This is a genomic window from Promicromonospora sp. MEB111 (assembly GCF_030209445.1).
GTDB lineage: Bacteria > Actinomycetota > Actinomycetes > Actinomycetales > Cellulomonadaceae > Promicromonospora.
In genome coordinates, this window is sequence record NZ_JARVSD010000010.1 from 167,839 (window position 1) to 182,494 (window position 14,656).

15 protein-coding genes are annotated in these 14,656 nt (G+C 73.3%); 4 read left to right on the forward strand and 11 right to left on the reverse strand.

Translation table 11 applies throughout. From position 1 onward, the window contains the following. Positions 1–9 precede the first annotated feature (9 nt). The 3 genes from QRN56_RS12560 to glgX all read right to left on the reverse strand — a co-directional run bounded on the left by QRN56_RS12560 (position 10) and on the right by glgX (position 5,091). Entirely contained in the window at positions 10–1,053 is a 1,044-nt protein-coding gene (locus QRN56_RS12560; RefSeq protein WP_285103673.1) for a PPK2 family polyphosphate kinase, read from the reverse strand. 56 nt (positions 1,054–1,109) lie between these two features. Beyond that, positions 1,110–2,870, reverse strand: a complete 1,761-nt coding sequence (locus QRN56_RS12565; protein WP_285103674.1) for an alpha-amylase family protein — start codon at positions 2,868–2,870, stop codon at positions 1,110–1,112. A gap of 70 nt (positions 2,871–2,940) precedes the next feature. Then, positions 2,941–5,091: a glycogen debranching protein GlgX gene (gene glgX / locus QRN56_RS12570; protein WP_285103675.1), complete on the reverse strand. Its 2,151-nt coding sequence runs from the start codon at positions 5,089–5,091 to the stop codon at positions 2,941–2,943. Between the two features lie 140 nt (positions 5,092–5,231). On the opposite strand from glgX, the gene QRN56_RS12575 reads away from it, so the two are divergent. Beyond that, positions 5,232–5,477: a hypothetical protein gene (locus QRN56_RS12575; protein ID WP_285103677.1), complete on the forward strand. Its 246-nt coding sequence runs from the start codon at positions 5,232–5,234 to the stop codon at positions 5,475–5,477. A 21-nt stretch (positions 5,478–5,498) separates the two neighbouring features. Here the strand turns inward: QRN56_RS12575 and QRN56_RS12580 are convergent, their stop codons facing one another. The 5 genes from QRN56_RS12580 to QRN56_RS12600 form a co-directional block, all read right to left on the reverse strand. Next, positions 5,499–5,756 (reverse strand): hypothetical protein, encoded by a 258-nt coding sequence (locus QRN56_RS12580; protein ID WP_285103749.1) that lies wholly within the window; start codon positions 5,754–5,756, stop codon positions 5,499–5,501. A 119-nt stretch (positions 5,757–5,875) separates the two neighbouring features. Continuing rightward, positions 5,876–7,039, reverse strand: coding sequence for a cystathionine gamma-synthase (locus QRN56_RS12585; RefSeq protein WP_285103679.1), 1,164 nt, complete (start codon positions 7,037–7,039; stop codon positions 5,876–5,878). Between the two features lie 31 nt (positions 7,040–7,070). Then, positions 7,071–8,438: a cystathionine beta-synthase gene (locus QRN56_RS12590; RefSeq protein ID WP_285103681.1), complete on the reverse strand. Its 1,368-nt coding sequence runs from the start codon at positions 8,436–8,438 to the stop codon at positions 7,071–7,073. 125 nt (positions 8,439–8,563) lie between these two features. Next, the gene (locus tag QRN56_RS12595) at positions 8,564–8,887 is read right to left on the reverse strand and encodes a DUF2277 domain-containing protein (protein WP_182617119.1); all 324 of its coding nucleotides are present in this window, start codon (positions 8,885–8,887) and stop codon (positions 8,564–8,566) included. Next, on the reverse strand, positions 8,785–10,419 hold the full coding sequence (locus tag QRN56_RS12600; protein WP_285103683.1) for an MFS transporter: 1,635 nt from the start codon (positions 10,417–10,419) through the stop codon (positions 8,785–8,787). Before QRN56_RS12600 ends, QRN56_RS12595 begins: the two co-directional genes overlap by 103 nt. A 169-nt stretch (positions 10,420–10,588) precedes the next feature. On the opposite strand from QRN56_RS12600, the gene QRN56_RS12605 reads away from it, so the two are divergent. The 3 genes from QRN56_RS12605 (at position 10,589) to QRN56_RS12615 (ending at position 12,638) form a co-directional block, all read left to right on the forward strand. Beyond that, positions 10,589–11,047: a MarR family winged helix-turn-helix transcriptional regulator gene (locus tag QRN56_RS12605; protein ID WP_285103685.1), complete on the forward strand. Its 459-nt coding sequence runs from the start codon at positions 10,589–10,591 to the stop codon at positions 11,045–11,047. A 144-nt stretch (positions 11,048–11,191) separates the two neighbouring features. After that, positions 11,192–11,764: a GNAT family N-acetyltransferase gene (locus QRN56_RS12610; RefSeq protein ID WP_285103687.1), complete on the forward strand. Its 573-nt coding sequence runs from the start codon at positions 11,192–11,194 to the stop codon at positions 11,762–11,764. Positions 11,765–11,777: 13 nt separating this feature from the next. Continuing rightward, positions 11,778–12,638: an LLM class flavin-dependent oxidoreductase gene (locus tag QRN56_RS12615; RefSeq protein ID WP_285103689.1), complete on the forward strand. Its 861-nt coding sequence runs from the start codon at positions 11,778–11,780 to the stop codon at positions 12,636–12,638. A gap of 6 nt (positions 12,639–12,644) precedes the next feature. On the opposite strand, the gene QRN56_RS12620 is transcribed toward QRN56_RS12615, so the two are convergent. The 3 genes from QRN56_RS12620 to QRN56_RS12630 all read right to left on the reverse strand — a co-directional run bounded on the left by QRN56_RS12620 (position 12,645) and on the right by QRN56_RS12630 (position 14,556). Further along, a complete protein-coding gene (locus QRN56_RS12620) occupies positions 12,645–13,112 on the reverse strand; it encodes a VOC family protein (RefSeq protein ID WP_285103691.1) in 468 nt (155 codons plus the stop codon). A gap of 79 nt (positions 13,113–13,191) precedes the next feature. Further along, positions 13,192–13,581, reverse strand: a complete 390-nt coding sequence (locus QRN56_RS12625; protein ID WP_502928794.1) for a helix-turn-helix domain-containing protein — start codon at positions 13,579–13,581, stop codon at positions 13,192–13,194. Positions 13,582–13,632: 51 nt separating this feature from the next. Then, a complete protein-coding gene (locus tag QRN56_RS12630; protein ID WP_285103695.1) occupies positions 13,633–14,556 on the reverse strand; it encodes a GntR family transcriptional regulator in 924 nt (307 codons plus the stop codon). Between the last annotated feature and the right edge of the window lie 100 nt (positions 14,557–14,656).

Sequence of the window (14,656 nt, forward strand, 5' to 3'; positions counted from 1 at the left end):
GCGTGCGGCTCACGTCTCCGCGAGCCGCGCCTTCTCCGCCGCCACGTCGAAGTCGGCGGGCGGCCAGCCCAGGTCCAGCGACCGCAGGGCGTCGGTCAGCAGCTCGGTGACGGCCAGGCGGGCGTACCACTTCCGGTCCGCCGGCACCACGTGCCAGGGCGCGTCCTGCGTGGAGGTGCGGTCCAGCATCTCCTGGTAGGCCGCCAGGTACTGCGGCAGCTTGAGCCGCACGTCGATGTCGCTCGGGTTGTACTTCCAGTGCTTGTCGGGCCGGTCCAGCCGCTTGGCCAGGCGCTTCTTCTGCTCGTCGGGCGACACGACGAGCGTCACCTTCACGATCGCGGTGCCCGACGCCGCCACCTCGGTCTCGAACGCGTTCAGCTCGGCGAAGTGCTTGCGCCAGACCCGGACCGGCTCCAGCCGGTCCACCCGGACCACCAGGACCTGCTCGTGGTGCGACCGGTCGAACACCCCGAGGTGGCCGGGGCGGGGCAGGGCGTTGCGGATGCGCCACAGGTAGTCGTGCTGGCGCTCCTCCTCGGTCGGCACGCCGAACCCGCGGTGCATCACGCCCTGCGGGTCCACCATGCCCACCACGTGCCGCACGATGCCGCCCTTGCCCGAGGTGTCCAGGCCCTGCAGCACGAGCAGCACGGACCGGTCACCGCCGGTGCGGCCGTGCGCGAAGAGGCGCTCCTGCAGGTCGGCGAGCTCCTCGCCGCGTGCGGCCATGAGCCGCTCGCCGTCGGCGCGGCTCCCGGCCCAGCCGGGGGTGGCGGCCTGGTCCAGGGTGCTCAGGTCGGTGCCGCGCACCCACCGCAGCACGTCGGACGCCGGGGTCTCCCACCGGTCACCCGGCTCCCGCGGAGATGCGGACTTCCCGGAGTCCTTCGGCACGGCTGCCTTGCCCGCGGCGGCCTTGCCCGTGTCAGCCTTGCCCGCGCCACCCTTGTCGACGCTCTTCGCGCCGCTCCCGGTGCCGCCCTTGCCGGCGCGCTTCCCCGCGCTCTTTCCCGTGGACTTCCCGGTCGACCTGCCTGGCTTCTTCGCCATCGGACGCCTCCTTCGCGCGACCGGTCGTCGCCGGTCCCCGAACCCAGGTTCGCAGGTCAGGTCTCCGCGCGCAGCACGGCCGTCATCCGGGGCGGCACCGTCAGCGTGTCGCCCACCAGCCGGGTCGCGCCCGGCTCCCACGCGGCGGCCAGCCGGAACGCCCCCGGCAGCGGGGCGCGGCTGGCGCCCTCGGCGGGCCGCAGCAGGCTCCCGAGCCGCAGCGCGGCCAGGCCGTGCCCCGTGTTGAGCACGAACGCCAGGCTGCCCCGCAGCACCGCGATGACCGAGCGGTCGGCGGTGGACCGGATCTCCAGGGGGAGGTCCAGCTCGTCGGTGATGGCGAGGCGGATCGCGATCAGGTCGTGCGCCCAGCTCGCGAGCCGCTGCTCGTTGGCGTTGCGCGGCACCACGGGCACGTGCACCGTGTCGAGCACCAGCGGGTTGCCCGCGAGGATGACGGTGGCGAGCACGCTGGCCCGGATGTCGACGTCGTCCACGCCCAGCAGCGCCGTGGCGGGGCTCTCCTCGCCCGCCCACGGCACCGTGAGCTGCGCGGCGGGCAGCCGGGTGATGTCCTCCACCACGCTGGCGCCGGACCGGACCCGGCTGCGCCGTCCGCCGTTCTGCCGCGTGGCGCGGCGCACCGACGGGTGCACCAGGTCGGCGAGCATCTGCAGCGCCTGGATGTCCTCGGTCTTGCCCGGCCCGGACAGGATGCGCAGCAGGATCGTGGTGAGCCGGTCGCTCCGGCCCGGCCCGTCCACCAGCAGGCTGAACCGGCGTTCGAGCTGTTCGCCCAGGCCGACGACGTAGTCGGCCAGCTCGCCGAGGAACGGTGTGGGGGAGCGGTCCACGAGCGCGTCGACGTCGAGCACCAGGCCGTCCACGTGGTACTCGCGCAGCCAGTGCCGCGCGTCGTCCACGAGGAAGTCCCGGGGGCCGCGGCTGCCGCTGCCGTCGAGGTTGATGCGGTCGCCCACGTAGTCGGTCCGCACGGTCGGCGAGGACGGCACCTTGCCGGCGCGCGTGCCGATCGTGGGGACCTGGCCGGTGCGGAGCTGGATGGGGCCGGTCCGCGGCCGGTCCAGGGGCACCTGGCCGGTCCGGGGGCGCATGGCCTGCAGCGCGTACTCGCCCGCGTCGCCGACCTCGGTCCGCGCCACGCGCGGGCGGCCGCCGCCGCCCGTCAGGTAGGGGCCGTAGGCCTCCAGGCCGAGCTCGTCGGCCACGGCCCAGCGGTAGGGGATGTCCAGCACGACGGCGAGCCCCGCGGCGTGCGCGGCGTCGACGAAGCGCTGGAGTGCCCGCGGGCCGCCGTACGGCTCGTGCACGGAGTACAGGCGCACGCCGCGGGCGGGGCCGAGCGCGGGGTCGAACGCCGCGACCGGCGCGAGCTCGACGCCGTGGACCCCGAGGCCGGCGATCGTGGGCAGCAGCTCCGCGGCGGCGTCCAGGGTGCCCGCGGGGGTGAAGGTCTCGATGTCCACGTGCATGAGCACGCTCGTGGACAGGTCCGGCGGGGACCACGTGCCGTCGGTCCACTCGAAGGCCGGGTCGAAGACGCGGGTCGGCCCGTGGATGCCCTGCGGCAGCCACACGCTGCGCGGGTCGGGCAGCAGGGGGCCGCCGTCCACGGAGTAGCCGTAGTCGGTGCCGTGCCCGAGCACGCTGTCGGCGCCCCAGTACCCGGGCTCGCCGGCGCCCACGAGGCGCAGCGGCATGTGCTCCGGCTCCTCGTACGGGTCGTACGGCACGAGCACCTCGATGATCCGGGCGCGCGGGGCCCACACCACCGGTCTGGGCCCGGGAACGGGCATGTCAGGGCCCGGGCGGGGCGGTGGTGTGCTGCCTCCGGTTCCACTCCTCGGTCCGGTCACGGCCGACAGCCTAGCCCGGTGTTCCGGATGGGCGAGTCAGTACGACCACGCTTCGACCCGTCACGGACAGGCCGGTCCCCGCTCCGAGCACCGTCCCGGGCTCGGCGCTGCCGTCGGTGTCCAGGACCACGGTCCAGGACTCCCCGTACGCGGCGGGCGGCAGCGTGAAGTCCAGCGCCTCGAAATGGGCGTTGAGCAGCAGCAGGAAGGAGTCGTCGACCACCGCCTCCCCCCGGCGCCCGGTCTCCGTGATCGCGTCGCCGTTGAGGAAGACTGCCACGGTCCGGGCGTAGGCCTGCTGCCAGTCGGTGTCGTCCATCCGCGCGCCCGTCAGGTCGAGCCACTCGACGTCCGCGGGCCCGCCCGCGGCGTTCGGCGACACCTTCCCGTCGAAGAACCGGCGGCGGTGCAGGATCGGGTGGTCGCGGCGCAGCCGGACGGCCTGCCGGGCGAAGTCGAGGAGCGCGGCGTGCTCGGCGTCGAGCCCGTCGGGGCCGCCCCAGTCCACCCAGGTGAGCTCGTTGTCCTGGCAGTAGGCGTTGTTGTTGCCCTGCTGGGTGCGGCCCAGCTCGTCGCCGTGGGCGATCATCGGCACGCCCTGGCTCAGCATGAGCGTCACGAGCAGGTTGCGACGCTGCCGGGCGCGGAGCTCCTTGATCTCCGGGTCGTCCGTCGGCCCCTCGACGCCGCAGTTCCAGGACCGGTTGTGGTTCTCGCCGTCCTGGTTGTCCTCGCCGTTCGCCTCGTTGTGCTTCTCGTTGTACGCCGTCAGGTCGGCGAGCGTGAAGCCGTCGTGCGCGGTGACGAAGTTGATGGACGCGCTCGGTAGCCGGCCGCTGTGCTCGTACAGGTCGCTGGACCCGGTCAGCCGGGAGGCGAACTCCGGCAGTGTGGCCGGCTCGCCGCGCCAGAAGTCGCGCACCGTGTCGCGGTAGCGACCGTTCCACTCGGTCCACAGCGGCGGGAACCCGCCCACCTGGTAGCCGCCGTCGCCCAGGTCCCACGGCTCGGCGATCAGCTTGACCTGGGAGATCACGGGGTCCTGGTGCACGATGTCGAAGAAGGCGCTGAGCCGGTCGACCTCGTGGAACTGGCGGGCGAGCGTGGCGGCCAGGTCGAAGCGGAACCCGTCGACGTGCATCTCCTCCACCCAGTACCGCAGCGAGTCCATGATGAGCTGCAGCACGGCGGGGGAGCGCATGAGCAGCGAGTTGCCGGTGCCGGTGGTGTCGAAGTAGTGCGCGTCGTCGCCGTCGACCAGGCGGTAGTAGGCGGCGTTGTCGATGCCGCGGAAGCCCAGGGTGGGGCCCAGGTGGTTGCCCTCGGCGGTGTGGTTGTAGACGACGTCGAGCAGCACCTCGATGCCCGCCTCGTGCATCGCCTTGACCATGGCCTTGAACTCCATGACCTGCTGGCCGCGGCTGCCGTAGCCGGCGTACCCGTTGTGCGGGGCGAAGAACCCGATCGTGTTGTAGCCCCAGTAGTTCGTCAGCCCCTTGGCCGCCAGCGACGGGTCGGTGACGAACTGGTGCACGGGCATGAGCTCGATGGCCGTGACGCCCAGGTCGCGCAGGTGCTCGATCACCGCGGGGTGGGCCAGCCCGGCGTAGGTGCCGCGCAGCTCGTCGGGGACGTCGGGGTGGCGCATCGTCAGACCCTTGACGTGCGCCTCGTAGATCACCGTCTCGTGGTACGGGGTGGCCGGCGGACGGTCGTGCCCCCAGTCGAAGAACGGGTTGACCACCACGGAGACCATCGTGTGGCCCAGGGAGTCGGCGTCGTCCGGCGTGGTGCCCGTGGTGGCCTGCTCCACGTCGGTGAACGCGTACGAGAACAGGGACGGGTCGCCGTCGAGGTCGCCGTCCACGGCCTTCGCGTACGGGTCCAGCAGGAGCTTGGCCGGGTTGCAGCGATGGCCCGACGCCGGGTCGTACGGTCCGTGCACCCGGTACCCGTACCGCGTCCCGGGGCCGACGCCGGGCAGGTACACGTGCCACACGTGCGCGTCCGTCTCGGTGACCTCGACGCGGGTCTCGGTGTCGTCGTCGGCCAGCAGGCACAGCTCCACCCGTCGCGCCACGGAGGAGTAGAGCGCAAAGTTCGTCCCCGTACCGTCGAACGTCGCCCCGAGGGGGTAGGGGCGGCCCGGCCACGTCTGCATCGGACGATCATCACACCCCGCAGGGGTACGTGGGGGGAGATCTCGTGGTGGGCGTGCCGTGGTCGTGGAGGCTTGGCGGGGATTCGAAATACTGTGCCAAGCGGATGCGCCGAACCCCTGGTTCCTGCGAGAATGGGACCATGATCACGGGGGAACCCCAGTCCACCAGTGACTCGACCGATTCGGTCCCGACCGATCTCATCGACGAGTCGAACGCCTCCTACGCCCACATCGCGCCGCCGGTCGCCCGGCGCGTCGCCACCCGCCGCGGCCTGCTCGGCGGCGGTGACGTCTCCAAGGCCCCGCGCAATCTCGCCGGCTGCGAGCTCGACCCGATCTCGGGCGCCTCGAGCGGCGTGTCCTGGGACGACCCCGACGAGCTCTGACCGCCCCTGAGGGGTGCCGCGTCAGCGGGGCAGCCGCGCCGGGTCCACCGGGATGAGGCGCGGCATCCCCGCGGGCGCCACCTCGCTCAGCGCCAGGTAGCGAGCCTCCGCGCGGTGCAGCCGGATGTGCTCGTCGAGCGACCACTGCGGCCCGTTGGTCAGCGTCATGCCGCAGGCGCAGTCGATCTCCTCCCGGTCGCCCGGCAGGTGCCGCACCTGCCCCACGGTGGTGTGGGAGGCGCGGGCGTCCGCCTTGGCGCGGTGCATCACGGCGCTCACGGGAGCATGTTCGGTCACGCCCCCACCCTAAGCGCCCCCGTCCCGAGCGTTGTCGAGTGCCGGGTGTGTGCGGTCCGGAAGGCCTTGGGGCCGCACATACCCGGCACTCGACGAAGGGGTCAGATGCGGTCCAGGGCCTGCAGGACGTCGTCGAGGAGGTCCGTCACGTCCTCCAGGCCCACCGACAGGCGGACGATCGACGGCGGCACCTCGGCCTCCGTGCCCCGCACCGACGCGTGGGTCATCTCGCTCGGGTAGTTGACCAGCGACTCCACGCCGCCGAGCGACTCGGCCAGGAGGAACACCCTGGTCGACTCGGCGAACGTGCGCGCCGCCGCCTCGCCGCCGGCGAGGTCCAGCGAGATCATGCCGCCGAACCGCGTCATCTGGTGGGCGGCGATCTTGTGGCCGGGGTGGTCGGGCAGGCCCGGGTACAGCACGCGCGCGACGGCGGGGTGGTGCACCAGGCGCTCGGCGAGGGTCTGGGCCGTCTCGGAGTGCCGCTGCATGCGCACCGACAGCGTCTTGATGCCGCGCGTGGTGAGGAACGCGTCGAACGGGCTGGAGACCGCGCCCGCGGCGAACTGCACGTAGTGCACCTGCTCGGCGAGCTCGTCGGCCCCGTCCTTCACGACGACGGCGCCGCCGACGACGTCCGAGTGCCCGCCGAGGTACTTGGTCGTGGAGTGCACCACGACGTCGGCGCCGAGGTCGAGGGGGCGCTGCAGGGCGGGGGAGGCGAACGTGTTGTCGACCACCAGGAGCAGGCCGTTCTCGTGCGCGAGCTCGGCCAGCGCGGGGATGTCGCTGATCTTCATCAGCGGGTTCGACGGCGTCTCGACCCACAGCACCTTGGACTCCGGCCGGATCGCGGCGCGCACGGCGTCGAGGTCGGCCGTGTCCACGGTCGTGTGCGCCACGCCGGCGCGGCCGTGGACGGTGCGGATCAGGCGGTGCGTGCCGCCGTAGACGTCGTTCGGCACGAGCACGTGGTCCCCGGGGGCGACCACGGCGCGCAGGAGCGCGTCCTCGGCGGCCAGGCCGGAGGCGAACGAGATGCCGTGCGCGCCGCCCTCGATCGCCGCGAGCTGCTCCTCCAGGGCCGTGCGGGTGGGGTTGCCGCCGCGCGAGTACTCGTACCCGCCGCGCAGCCCCCCGATGCCGTCCTGGGCGTAGGTGGAGGTGACGTGGATCGCGGGGATCGCGTCGCCGGTGGTCGGGTCGGGGTGCTGCCCCGCGTGGATGGCGAGCGTGTCGAAACGGCTCGGTCGGGCGTCGGTCATGGCTGTCTCTCTTCGAAGGTTGCGTGCGGGGTCAGACCGCGAGGTAGTCGAGCAGGTCGGAGCGGGAGACCACGCCGAGGGCCTTGCCGCCGTCGGTCACGAGCAGTGCGGTCTCGTCGGCCAGGGCCGCGCGCAGCGTCCCGACCGGCTCGTTGACGCCGATGAGCTGCAGGGGCCGGCCGATCAGGCCGCCCACCTCGTCCGACAGGTTCGCCTTGCCGGCGAACACCCCGTCGAGCAGCTCGTCCTCGTGCACGGCGCCGGCGATCTCGCCGAGCACCACCGGCGGTTCCGCGGTGAGCACGAGCAGCTGGGAGACGCCGGACCGGGTCATCCGGTCGATCGCCTCCCGCACCGTGTCGGTCTGGTGCACGTAGAGCAGGGGCGGGGTGCGGTCGGCCTTGGCGGCGAGCACGTCCGCGACGGTGTGGTCCTCGATGGCGGGCGCGAAGCCGTAGGACCGCATCCAGGTGTCGTTGAAGATCTTGCCGAGGTAGCCGCGGCCGCCGTCGGGCAGCAGGACCACCACGACGTCGTCGGCGCTCAGGTCGCGGGCGGCCCGCAGGGCCGCGACCACGGCCATGCCGCTGGAGCCGCCCACGAGGATGCCCTCCTCGCGCGCCAGCCTCCGCGTCATCGCGAACGACTCGGCGTCGCTGACCGCGATGATCTCGTGCGGCACGCTCGGGTCGTACGCGGACGGCCAGAAGTCCTCGCCCACGCCCTCGACCAGGTAGGGGCGGCCGGTGCCGCCCGAGTAGACCGAGCCCTCGGGGTCGGCGCCGACGATGCGTACCGTGTCGCCCGAGACCTCCCGCAGGTAGCGGCCGGTCCCGGTGATGGTGCCGCCCGTGCCGACGCCGGCGACGAAGTGCGTCACGCGGCCGTCGGTGTCCCGCCAGATCTCCGGACCCGTGGTCTCGTAGTGCGAGCGCGGGCCGTTCGGGTTGGAGTACTGGTCGGGCTTGAAGGCACCCGGGATCTCGCGCACCAGCCGGTCGCTCACCGAGTAGTACGACTCGGGGCTGTCGGGCGCCACCGCCGTCGGCGTGACGACGACCTCGGCGCCGTAGGCGGTCAGGACGTTGCGCTTGTCCTCGCCCACCTTGTCGGGCAGCACGAAGACGCAGCGGTAACCACGCTGCTGCGCCACCAGGGCGAGGCCGACGCCGGTGTTGCCCGACGTGGGCTCCACGATGGTGCCGCCCGGCAGCAGCTTGCCCTCGCGCTCGGCAGCGTCGATGATCCGGCCCGCGATGCGGTCCTTGGAGGAACCGCCGGGGTTGAGGTACTCGAGCTTGACGAGCACGGTCGCGCTGGTGACGCCCTCGGTCACGTGGCTGAGCCGGACCAGGGGGGTGTTGCCGACGAGGTCAACGACAGAATTGACGTACTGCACCTGTTTCTCTTCCTGTTCTGCGCGTGCGACGGCGCGCGCGGGGGACTGACGGACCGGGGTGGGTGGTCAGTGACAGCAACAGGAGAGGTGTGCGAGCACGCCGCAACTGTAGCGGTGCGAGCCGCTCAGTGCGAGTGCGCGATGCCCAGCTCGTGCATCCGCTCATGCTCCTCACGTTCCTTGATGCGCTGCGCGATGCGCGCCTGGACCTCCGCCCGGCGCAGCGGCGGCACGGTCTTGGGCGGCTGACGGCGTTCGGGCAGCTCGTCGAGCAGACGCGTCACGATGTCCGCGATCTCTGCCGTGGCCCGCTCCACCGGGTCCCGGGTGGCGTCGCTCACCTTCGTCACGCCCGTGACCTTGCGCACGAACTGCAGCGCGGCGGCGGTGATCTCCTCGTCGGTCGCGGCCGGTTCGAGGCCGCGCAGCGTGGTGATGTTTCGGCACATGCTCCGACGGTACGCCGGGCGGCGCCCGCGGGGGAGGGCGCCGTCCGGCGTACGGCTGGGGCCTGACCGGCGGGCCAGTGCCCGCCGGCCACCTCGCGCAGCCCCTTGACGGGGACGGTCGCCGCGATGGCCGCGGCCACCACGGCCATGCCGCAGCCGAGCAGCAGGGCGACCCGGAAGCCGCCCTCGGTGGGCAGGGTGTGCTCGCCGAACGTGGTGCTCATCCGGGCCAGCACCACGCCGATGACGGCGGCCGACACCGAGGTGCCGATGGAGCGCATGAGCGCGTTGAACCCGTTCGCGGCGGCCTTCTCGGAGGCCGGCACGGAGCCCAGGATGATCGCGGGCAGCGCGCCGTAGGCGAAGCCGACGCCGGCCGCCGCGACGAACGCCGTGAGCGACAGGCCCACGAGCGTGTCCATGAACAGCGTGGACAGGCCGTAGCCGAGCGCCATGACCAGGGCGCCCAGGACGAGCGTCGTCTTGGGCCCGCGGGCGCGGGTGATCTGCGCGCCCACGGGCGACATGAGGGTCATCGCGATGCCCGACGGCGCCATCCACAGGCCCATCTGCAGCATGGACTGGCCGAGCCCGAACCCGGTCGCGGCCGGCGCCTGCATGAGCTGGGGCAGGATCAGGGACTGGGCGTACATGGCGAACCCGATCATGATCGAGGCCAGGTTGGTGAGCAGCACGGCGGGGCGCGCGGTGGTGCGCAGGTCGACCAGCGCGGCGGGCGTGCGCAGCTCCCACCAGCCCCAGGCCAGGAGCACGACGACGGAGCCGCCGAACAGGCCGAGCACGAGCGGGCTCGCCCAGCCCCACTCGGCGCCCTTGGAGACCGCCAGCAGCAGGGCCACGAGACCCGCGGCCAGGCCGAGCACGCCCACGTAGTCGAACGGCGTGCGCACCCGGGCGGGCGCGGCCGGGGCGGGGATCGCCCGCCAGACGACGACGCCGACCACGACGGCGCAGACCGCGATGAGCCAGAACAGGATGCGCCAGCTCGCGAACTCGGCGACGGCGGCGGCGAACGGCAGGCCGAGGGCGCCGCCGATGCCGAGCGACGAGCTCATCAGGGAGATGGCGCCGGCGGTGCGCTCCTTGGGCAGCAGGTCGTGCAGCATGCTGATGCCGAGCGGGATGAACCCGGTGGCCAGGCCCTGCAGGCCGCGGCCGGTGACCATGACGGGGACGGTCGTGGCCACGGCGCAGACCGCGGACCCGAGGGCCAGCGGCACCAGCGAGATCAGGATCATCTTCTTCTTGCCGTACAGGTCGCCCAGCCGCCCCGAGACCGGGGTGCAGATGGCGCCGACCAGCAGCGTGACCGTGATGATCCAGGACGTGTCCGACGCCGGGGCGTCGAAGATGGTCGGCAGCGACGCGACGATCGGGACCACGAGGGTCTGGGTCATCGCGACCACGATGCCGCCGATCGCGAGGATGGCGACGATGCGGTTGGGGTGGACTACGGGTGCGGTGGCCGATCCGTCAGCCGGCGGCGCGGGGCGGGACGCGGTGGTCGTCACGAGTCTCCTCGAAAGATTGCTGTGCATCATGCACATTGGGGTTCGGTCTCAGAATGCCATATCTTGTGCATGATGCATAGACGCGAGCCGGTGCGCGAGACCGCGTGCGCGACCGTCCGTACGGGACCGTCTGTGCGACCGTCTGTGCGAGACCGGAGGTATGACGACGATGACGTCCCCGATCGACGAGATCGAGTACGAGGGCATGCTGTTCGGGCGGCACCTGGCCGCGCTCCCCGCGGGGCGCACGCGGCGCAAGGGCGGGCAGCTCGACCAGAGCGCGTACACCCTGCTCAGCCTGCTCGACGCCGGCGGCCCCGCCAGCCTCGCCGAGCTCGCGGAAGCCACCGGCCTGGACGTCTCGACGCTGAACCGGCAGACGGCCGCCCTGCGGCGCTCCGGCCTCGCCGAGCGCTTCGAGGACCCCGACGGCGGGCAGGCGCGCAAGCTCCGCCTCTCCGCCGAGGGCAGCCGGCTCCTGGGCGAGGAGCGCACCGCCAGCAGGGCGCTCCTCGCCGACCTGCTGCACGACTGGTCCGAGCAGGACCGGGCCCGGTTCGGCGAGCTGCTGGGCCGCTACAACCGCGTCATCGAGGACCGCTCGGGCCGCCACTGGCCGCGCCCGTGACGACGGCCCGGCCCCCTGCCACGACGGCCCGGCGTCGACCACAGCAGTTGCAGCCACCGGACCCGGCTTGCTGGCAGCACCCGCTGTGCTCGACCACGAGAATCGTCGTGGCGGGACGGGTCGGTCGTGGGGCAGGGTGAGCACATGCAGCTTTCTGTCGAGACGCCGCCCGACGCCGGCACCCGGCCCCCGACCACCGTGCGCGAGGCGGGCGCCGACGACTGGCCCGCCATCTGGCCGATCGTGCGCGAGGTCGTCCGCGCGGCCGACACGTTCGCCTACGAGCCCACGATGGGCGAGGCCGACGCGCGCGCCGGATGGCTGGAGGCCCCGCGGCGCGTCGTCGTCGCCGTGCGCGACGGCGTCGTGGTCGGCACCGCGAACATGTACCCCAACCGGCCGGGGCCGGGCAGCCACGTCGCGTCGGGCAGCATCATGGTCGACCGCGCGGTGCGCGGCACCGGCGCGGGCCGGGCCCTCGTCGAGGACATGATCGCCTGGGCGGCCCGCGAGGGGTTCGCCGCGATCCAGTTCAACGCGGTGGTCGACACGAACACCGCCGCCGTCCACCTGTACGAGAGCCTCGGCTTCGTCACCCTCGGCATCGCGCCCGGTGCGTTCCGGCACCCCGAGCGGGGCGACGTGGGCCTGCGGATCATGTGGCGCGACCTGAGCGACGTGCCCGCCGCGGGGACCGGTCCCGAGGACGAGGCCTGAGATGCGCTGCTCCGTGAACGTCCCCAACTTCGGCGACTTCGCCGACGCCCGCGCCGTCGCGACCGTGGCCCGCGCCGCGGAGGAGGCCGGCTGGGACGGCCTGTTCGTCTGGGACCACGTGGTGCACCGCAAGGAGATGCGCCGCGGCCAGCCGTTCGGCGACCCGTGGATGCTGCTCACCGCCGCGGCGCTCGCGACCTCGACGATCCGGCTCGGCACCCTCGTCACGCCCGTGGCGCGGCGCCGGCCCGAGCAGCTCGCGCGGCAGGTCGCGACGCTGGACGCCGTCAGCGGCGGCCGCGTCGTCTTCGGCGCCGGCCTGGGCGGGCCCGTCGAGGACGAGTTCGGCAGCTTCGGCGACGAGACCGACCCCGTGGTGCTCGCCCAGAAGCTCGACGAGGGGCTCGGTCTGCTCGCCCGCTACTGGGCGGGGGAGCGCGTCGACCACGACGGGCCGCACTACCGGGTGCGCGACGTCGAGATCCTCCCGGCCACGGTGCAGCAGCCCCGCCCGCCGATCTGGGTCGGCGGCTTCTGGCCCGCGCGCCGACCGTTCCGGCGCGCCGCGCGGTGGGACGGCGTCGTGCCCCTGTTCGCGTCCGGGCACGGCCGGCCGCCCACGCCCGACGAGGTCCGGGACGTGACGGCGTACGTCGCGGAGCACCGGACGGCGGAGGGCCCGGCCGACGTCGCCCGTCCGTTCGACGTCGTCGTGGGCGGGCTGACGACGCCGGAGGCGGCGGCCGACGTCGTGGGCCCGCTGGCCGCCGCCGGGGCGACGTGGTGGGACGAGCGCGGGCTGTACGAGTCGCCCGACCTGTACTCCCTGCCGGCCGTGCTGCGCCGGGTCGAGGCGGGGCCGCCCCAGCTCTGAGGACGCTCAGCCCGCCTGGCCCGCGCTCCAGCGCGCGATGTCCTCGTCGGTCACCTCGACCGGCCCGGTGGCCGGCTGCGTGACGCGGATGTGGTTGCCGAACGGGTCGCGCAGGGCGCAGTCGATCCCGTAGGGCTGCTCGACCGGCTCCTCGGTGAACTCGACGCCCTTCGCGCTCAGCTCGGCATAGGTACGGCGGCAGTCGTCGGTGGTCAGGATGCACGCGACCCCGAGCGCACCCTTGGTCAGCAGGTCCCGGACCTGGGCCGCGACCTCCTCGCTGAGGGACGGCGGGCCCGGCACCTCCAGCAGCAGGTGGCGGTCCGGGTCGGCCGGCAGGGAGATGGTCAGCCAGCGCATGAAGCCCATGTCGACGTCGTTGCTGACCTCGAACCCGAGCTTGCCGACGTAGAAGTCGAGGGCCTCGTCCTGGTCGAGCACGGTCACGGCGGTGATGGAGATGTTCTTGAACATGCCGGTCACGCTACGACCGGACCGGTGCGCCGCGCTTCTCCGAAACTGCTCGGCCGAGCAGGCCGTCCAAAGAGGCTGCTCAGCCCGCCGGCCGCATCCAGCTCTTCACGAAGCAGACCGGTGCGGTGACCGGCCGGGTCCGGGCCCGGTACCCGGTCGGGGAGTCGCCCACCACGTCCCGGAAGGTGCGGCTGAACGTCCCGAGGCTTGCGAACCCCACGAGCAGCGCCACGTCCGTCACCGGCGTCGCCGTGTCGCTCAGCAGCGCCATCGCGCGCTCGATCCGGCGCCGCTGCAGGTACCGGTGCGGCGTCTCCCCGAACGTGGCCCGGAACGTGCGGCTGAAGTGGGACGGCGAGACGTGCGCGATGCGCGCGAGCGTCGGCACGTCGAGCGGCTGGGCGTAGTCGCGGTCGATGGCGTCCCGGGCGCGCAGCAGCCGGCGGTTGTCCTGCTCGCGCGGCGACATCGTGCGCCGCGCCGTCTGGAGGTCCACCGGGCCGGGGGTCACGCGCCCACCCTACGACCGGGCCGGGTTCCCGAGGAACGCCGCGTACCCGTCCAGGAGGCGGGCCAGGCCGAACTCGAAGAGGGTGTCGAGGGTGAGGTCCACGTCGTTCGACGTCGCCTCCACCAGGTGCGGGTGGCGGCGTGGGTCGACGGCGGCCTGGAGGTCGGGCAGGGTCCGGTCCATCCACTCCTCGTCGGTCAGCCCGTCGTCCTTGCGGGCCTGTGCCGCCGGCTCGATGCCCACCCCCAGCCCGCGCACGAGCTGGAAGACCGACACCGTCAGGTGCATCCGCGTGTCGAGGTCGAGTCGACGGCCGGGCAGCTCGCTGAACGCGCCGAGCAGCGCCTCGGTGTGGGCGATGCCGTGCGGCAGCACCTGCGGCCGCGTCATCGACATGACGTGCGCGGCCCACGGGTGCCGCTGGAACGCTGCCCACATGGTGCGGGCGCACACCTCGGCGCGGGCCCGCCAGCCCTTCGGCAGCGGGTCCGGGAGCGGCGACGTGGCGTACACGGTGTCGAGCATCCGGGCCAGCAGCTCCTCGCGGCCCCGGACGTAGCGGTAGAGCGACATCGTGGGGATGCCCAGGTCGGTCGCGATCCGCCGCATGGACAGCGCGCCCAGCCCCTCGGCGTCGGCCGTCGCCATGGCGAGGCGCACGACGTCGTCCACCGTGGGGGCGCTCGCGGCTCGCGCCGCCGCACCGGGGCGGGCCGAGCCGGCGCCGGCCGCCACCACCGTGCCCACGCCGCGCCGCACCTCGACGAGCCCGTCGCGCCGCAGGGTGTCGAGCACCCGGCTCGCGGTGGCCATGGCCACGCCGTGCTCGGCGACGATGCGGCGGGTGGACGGGACCGCCGCGCCGGGGGCGAGCTCGCCCGACCGGATGCGGGCCCGGATCTCCTCGGCGATGCGCTCGGAGGGTGTGGTCATCCTCGGCTCCCTGTACTAGTGCGGTCGCGGGTCGTACTGCCGTGCTGCGGCGCCGTGGCCTGGGCGTTCGTGGGGTGCACTACCTGGTGTACCACCGCGC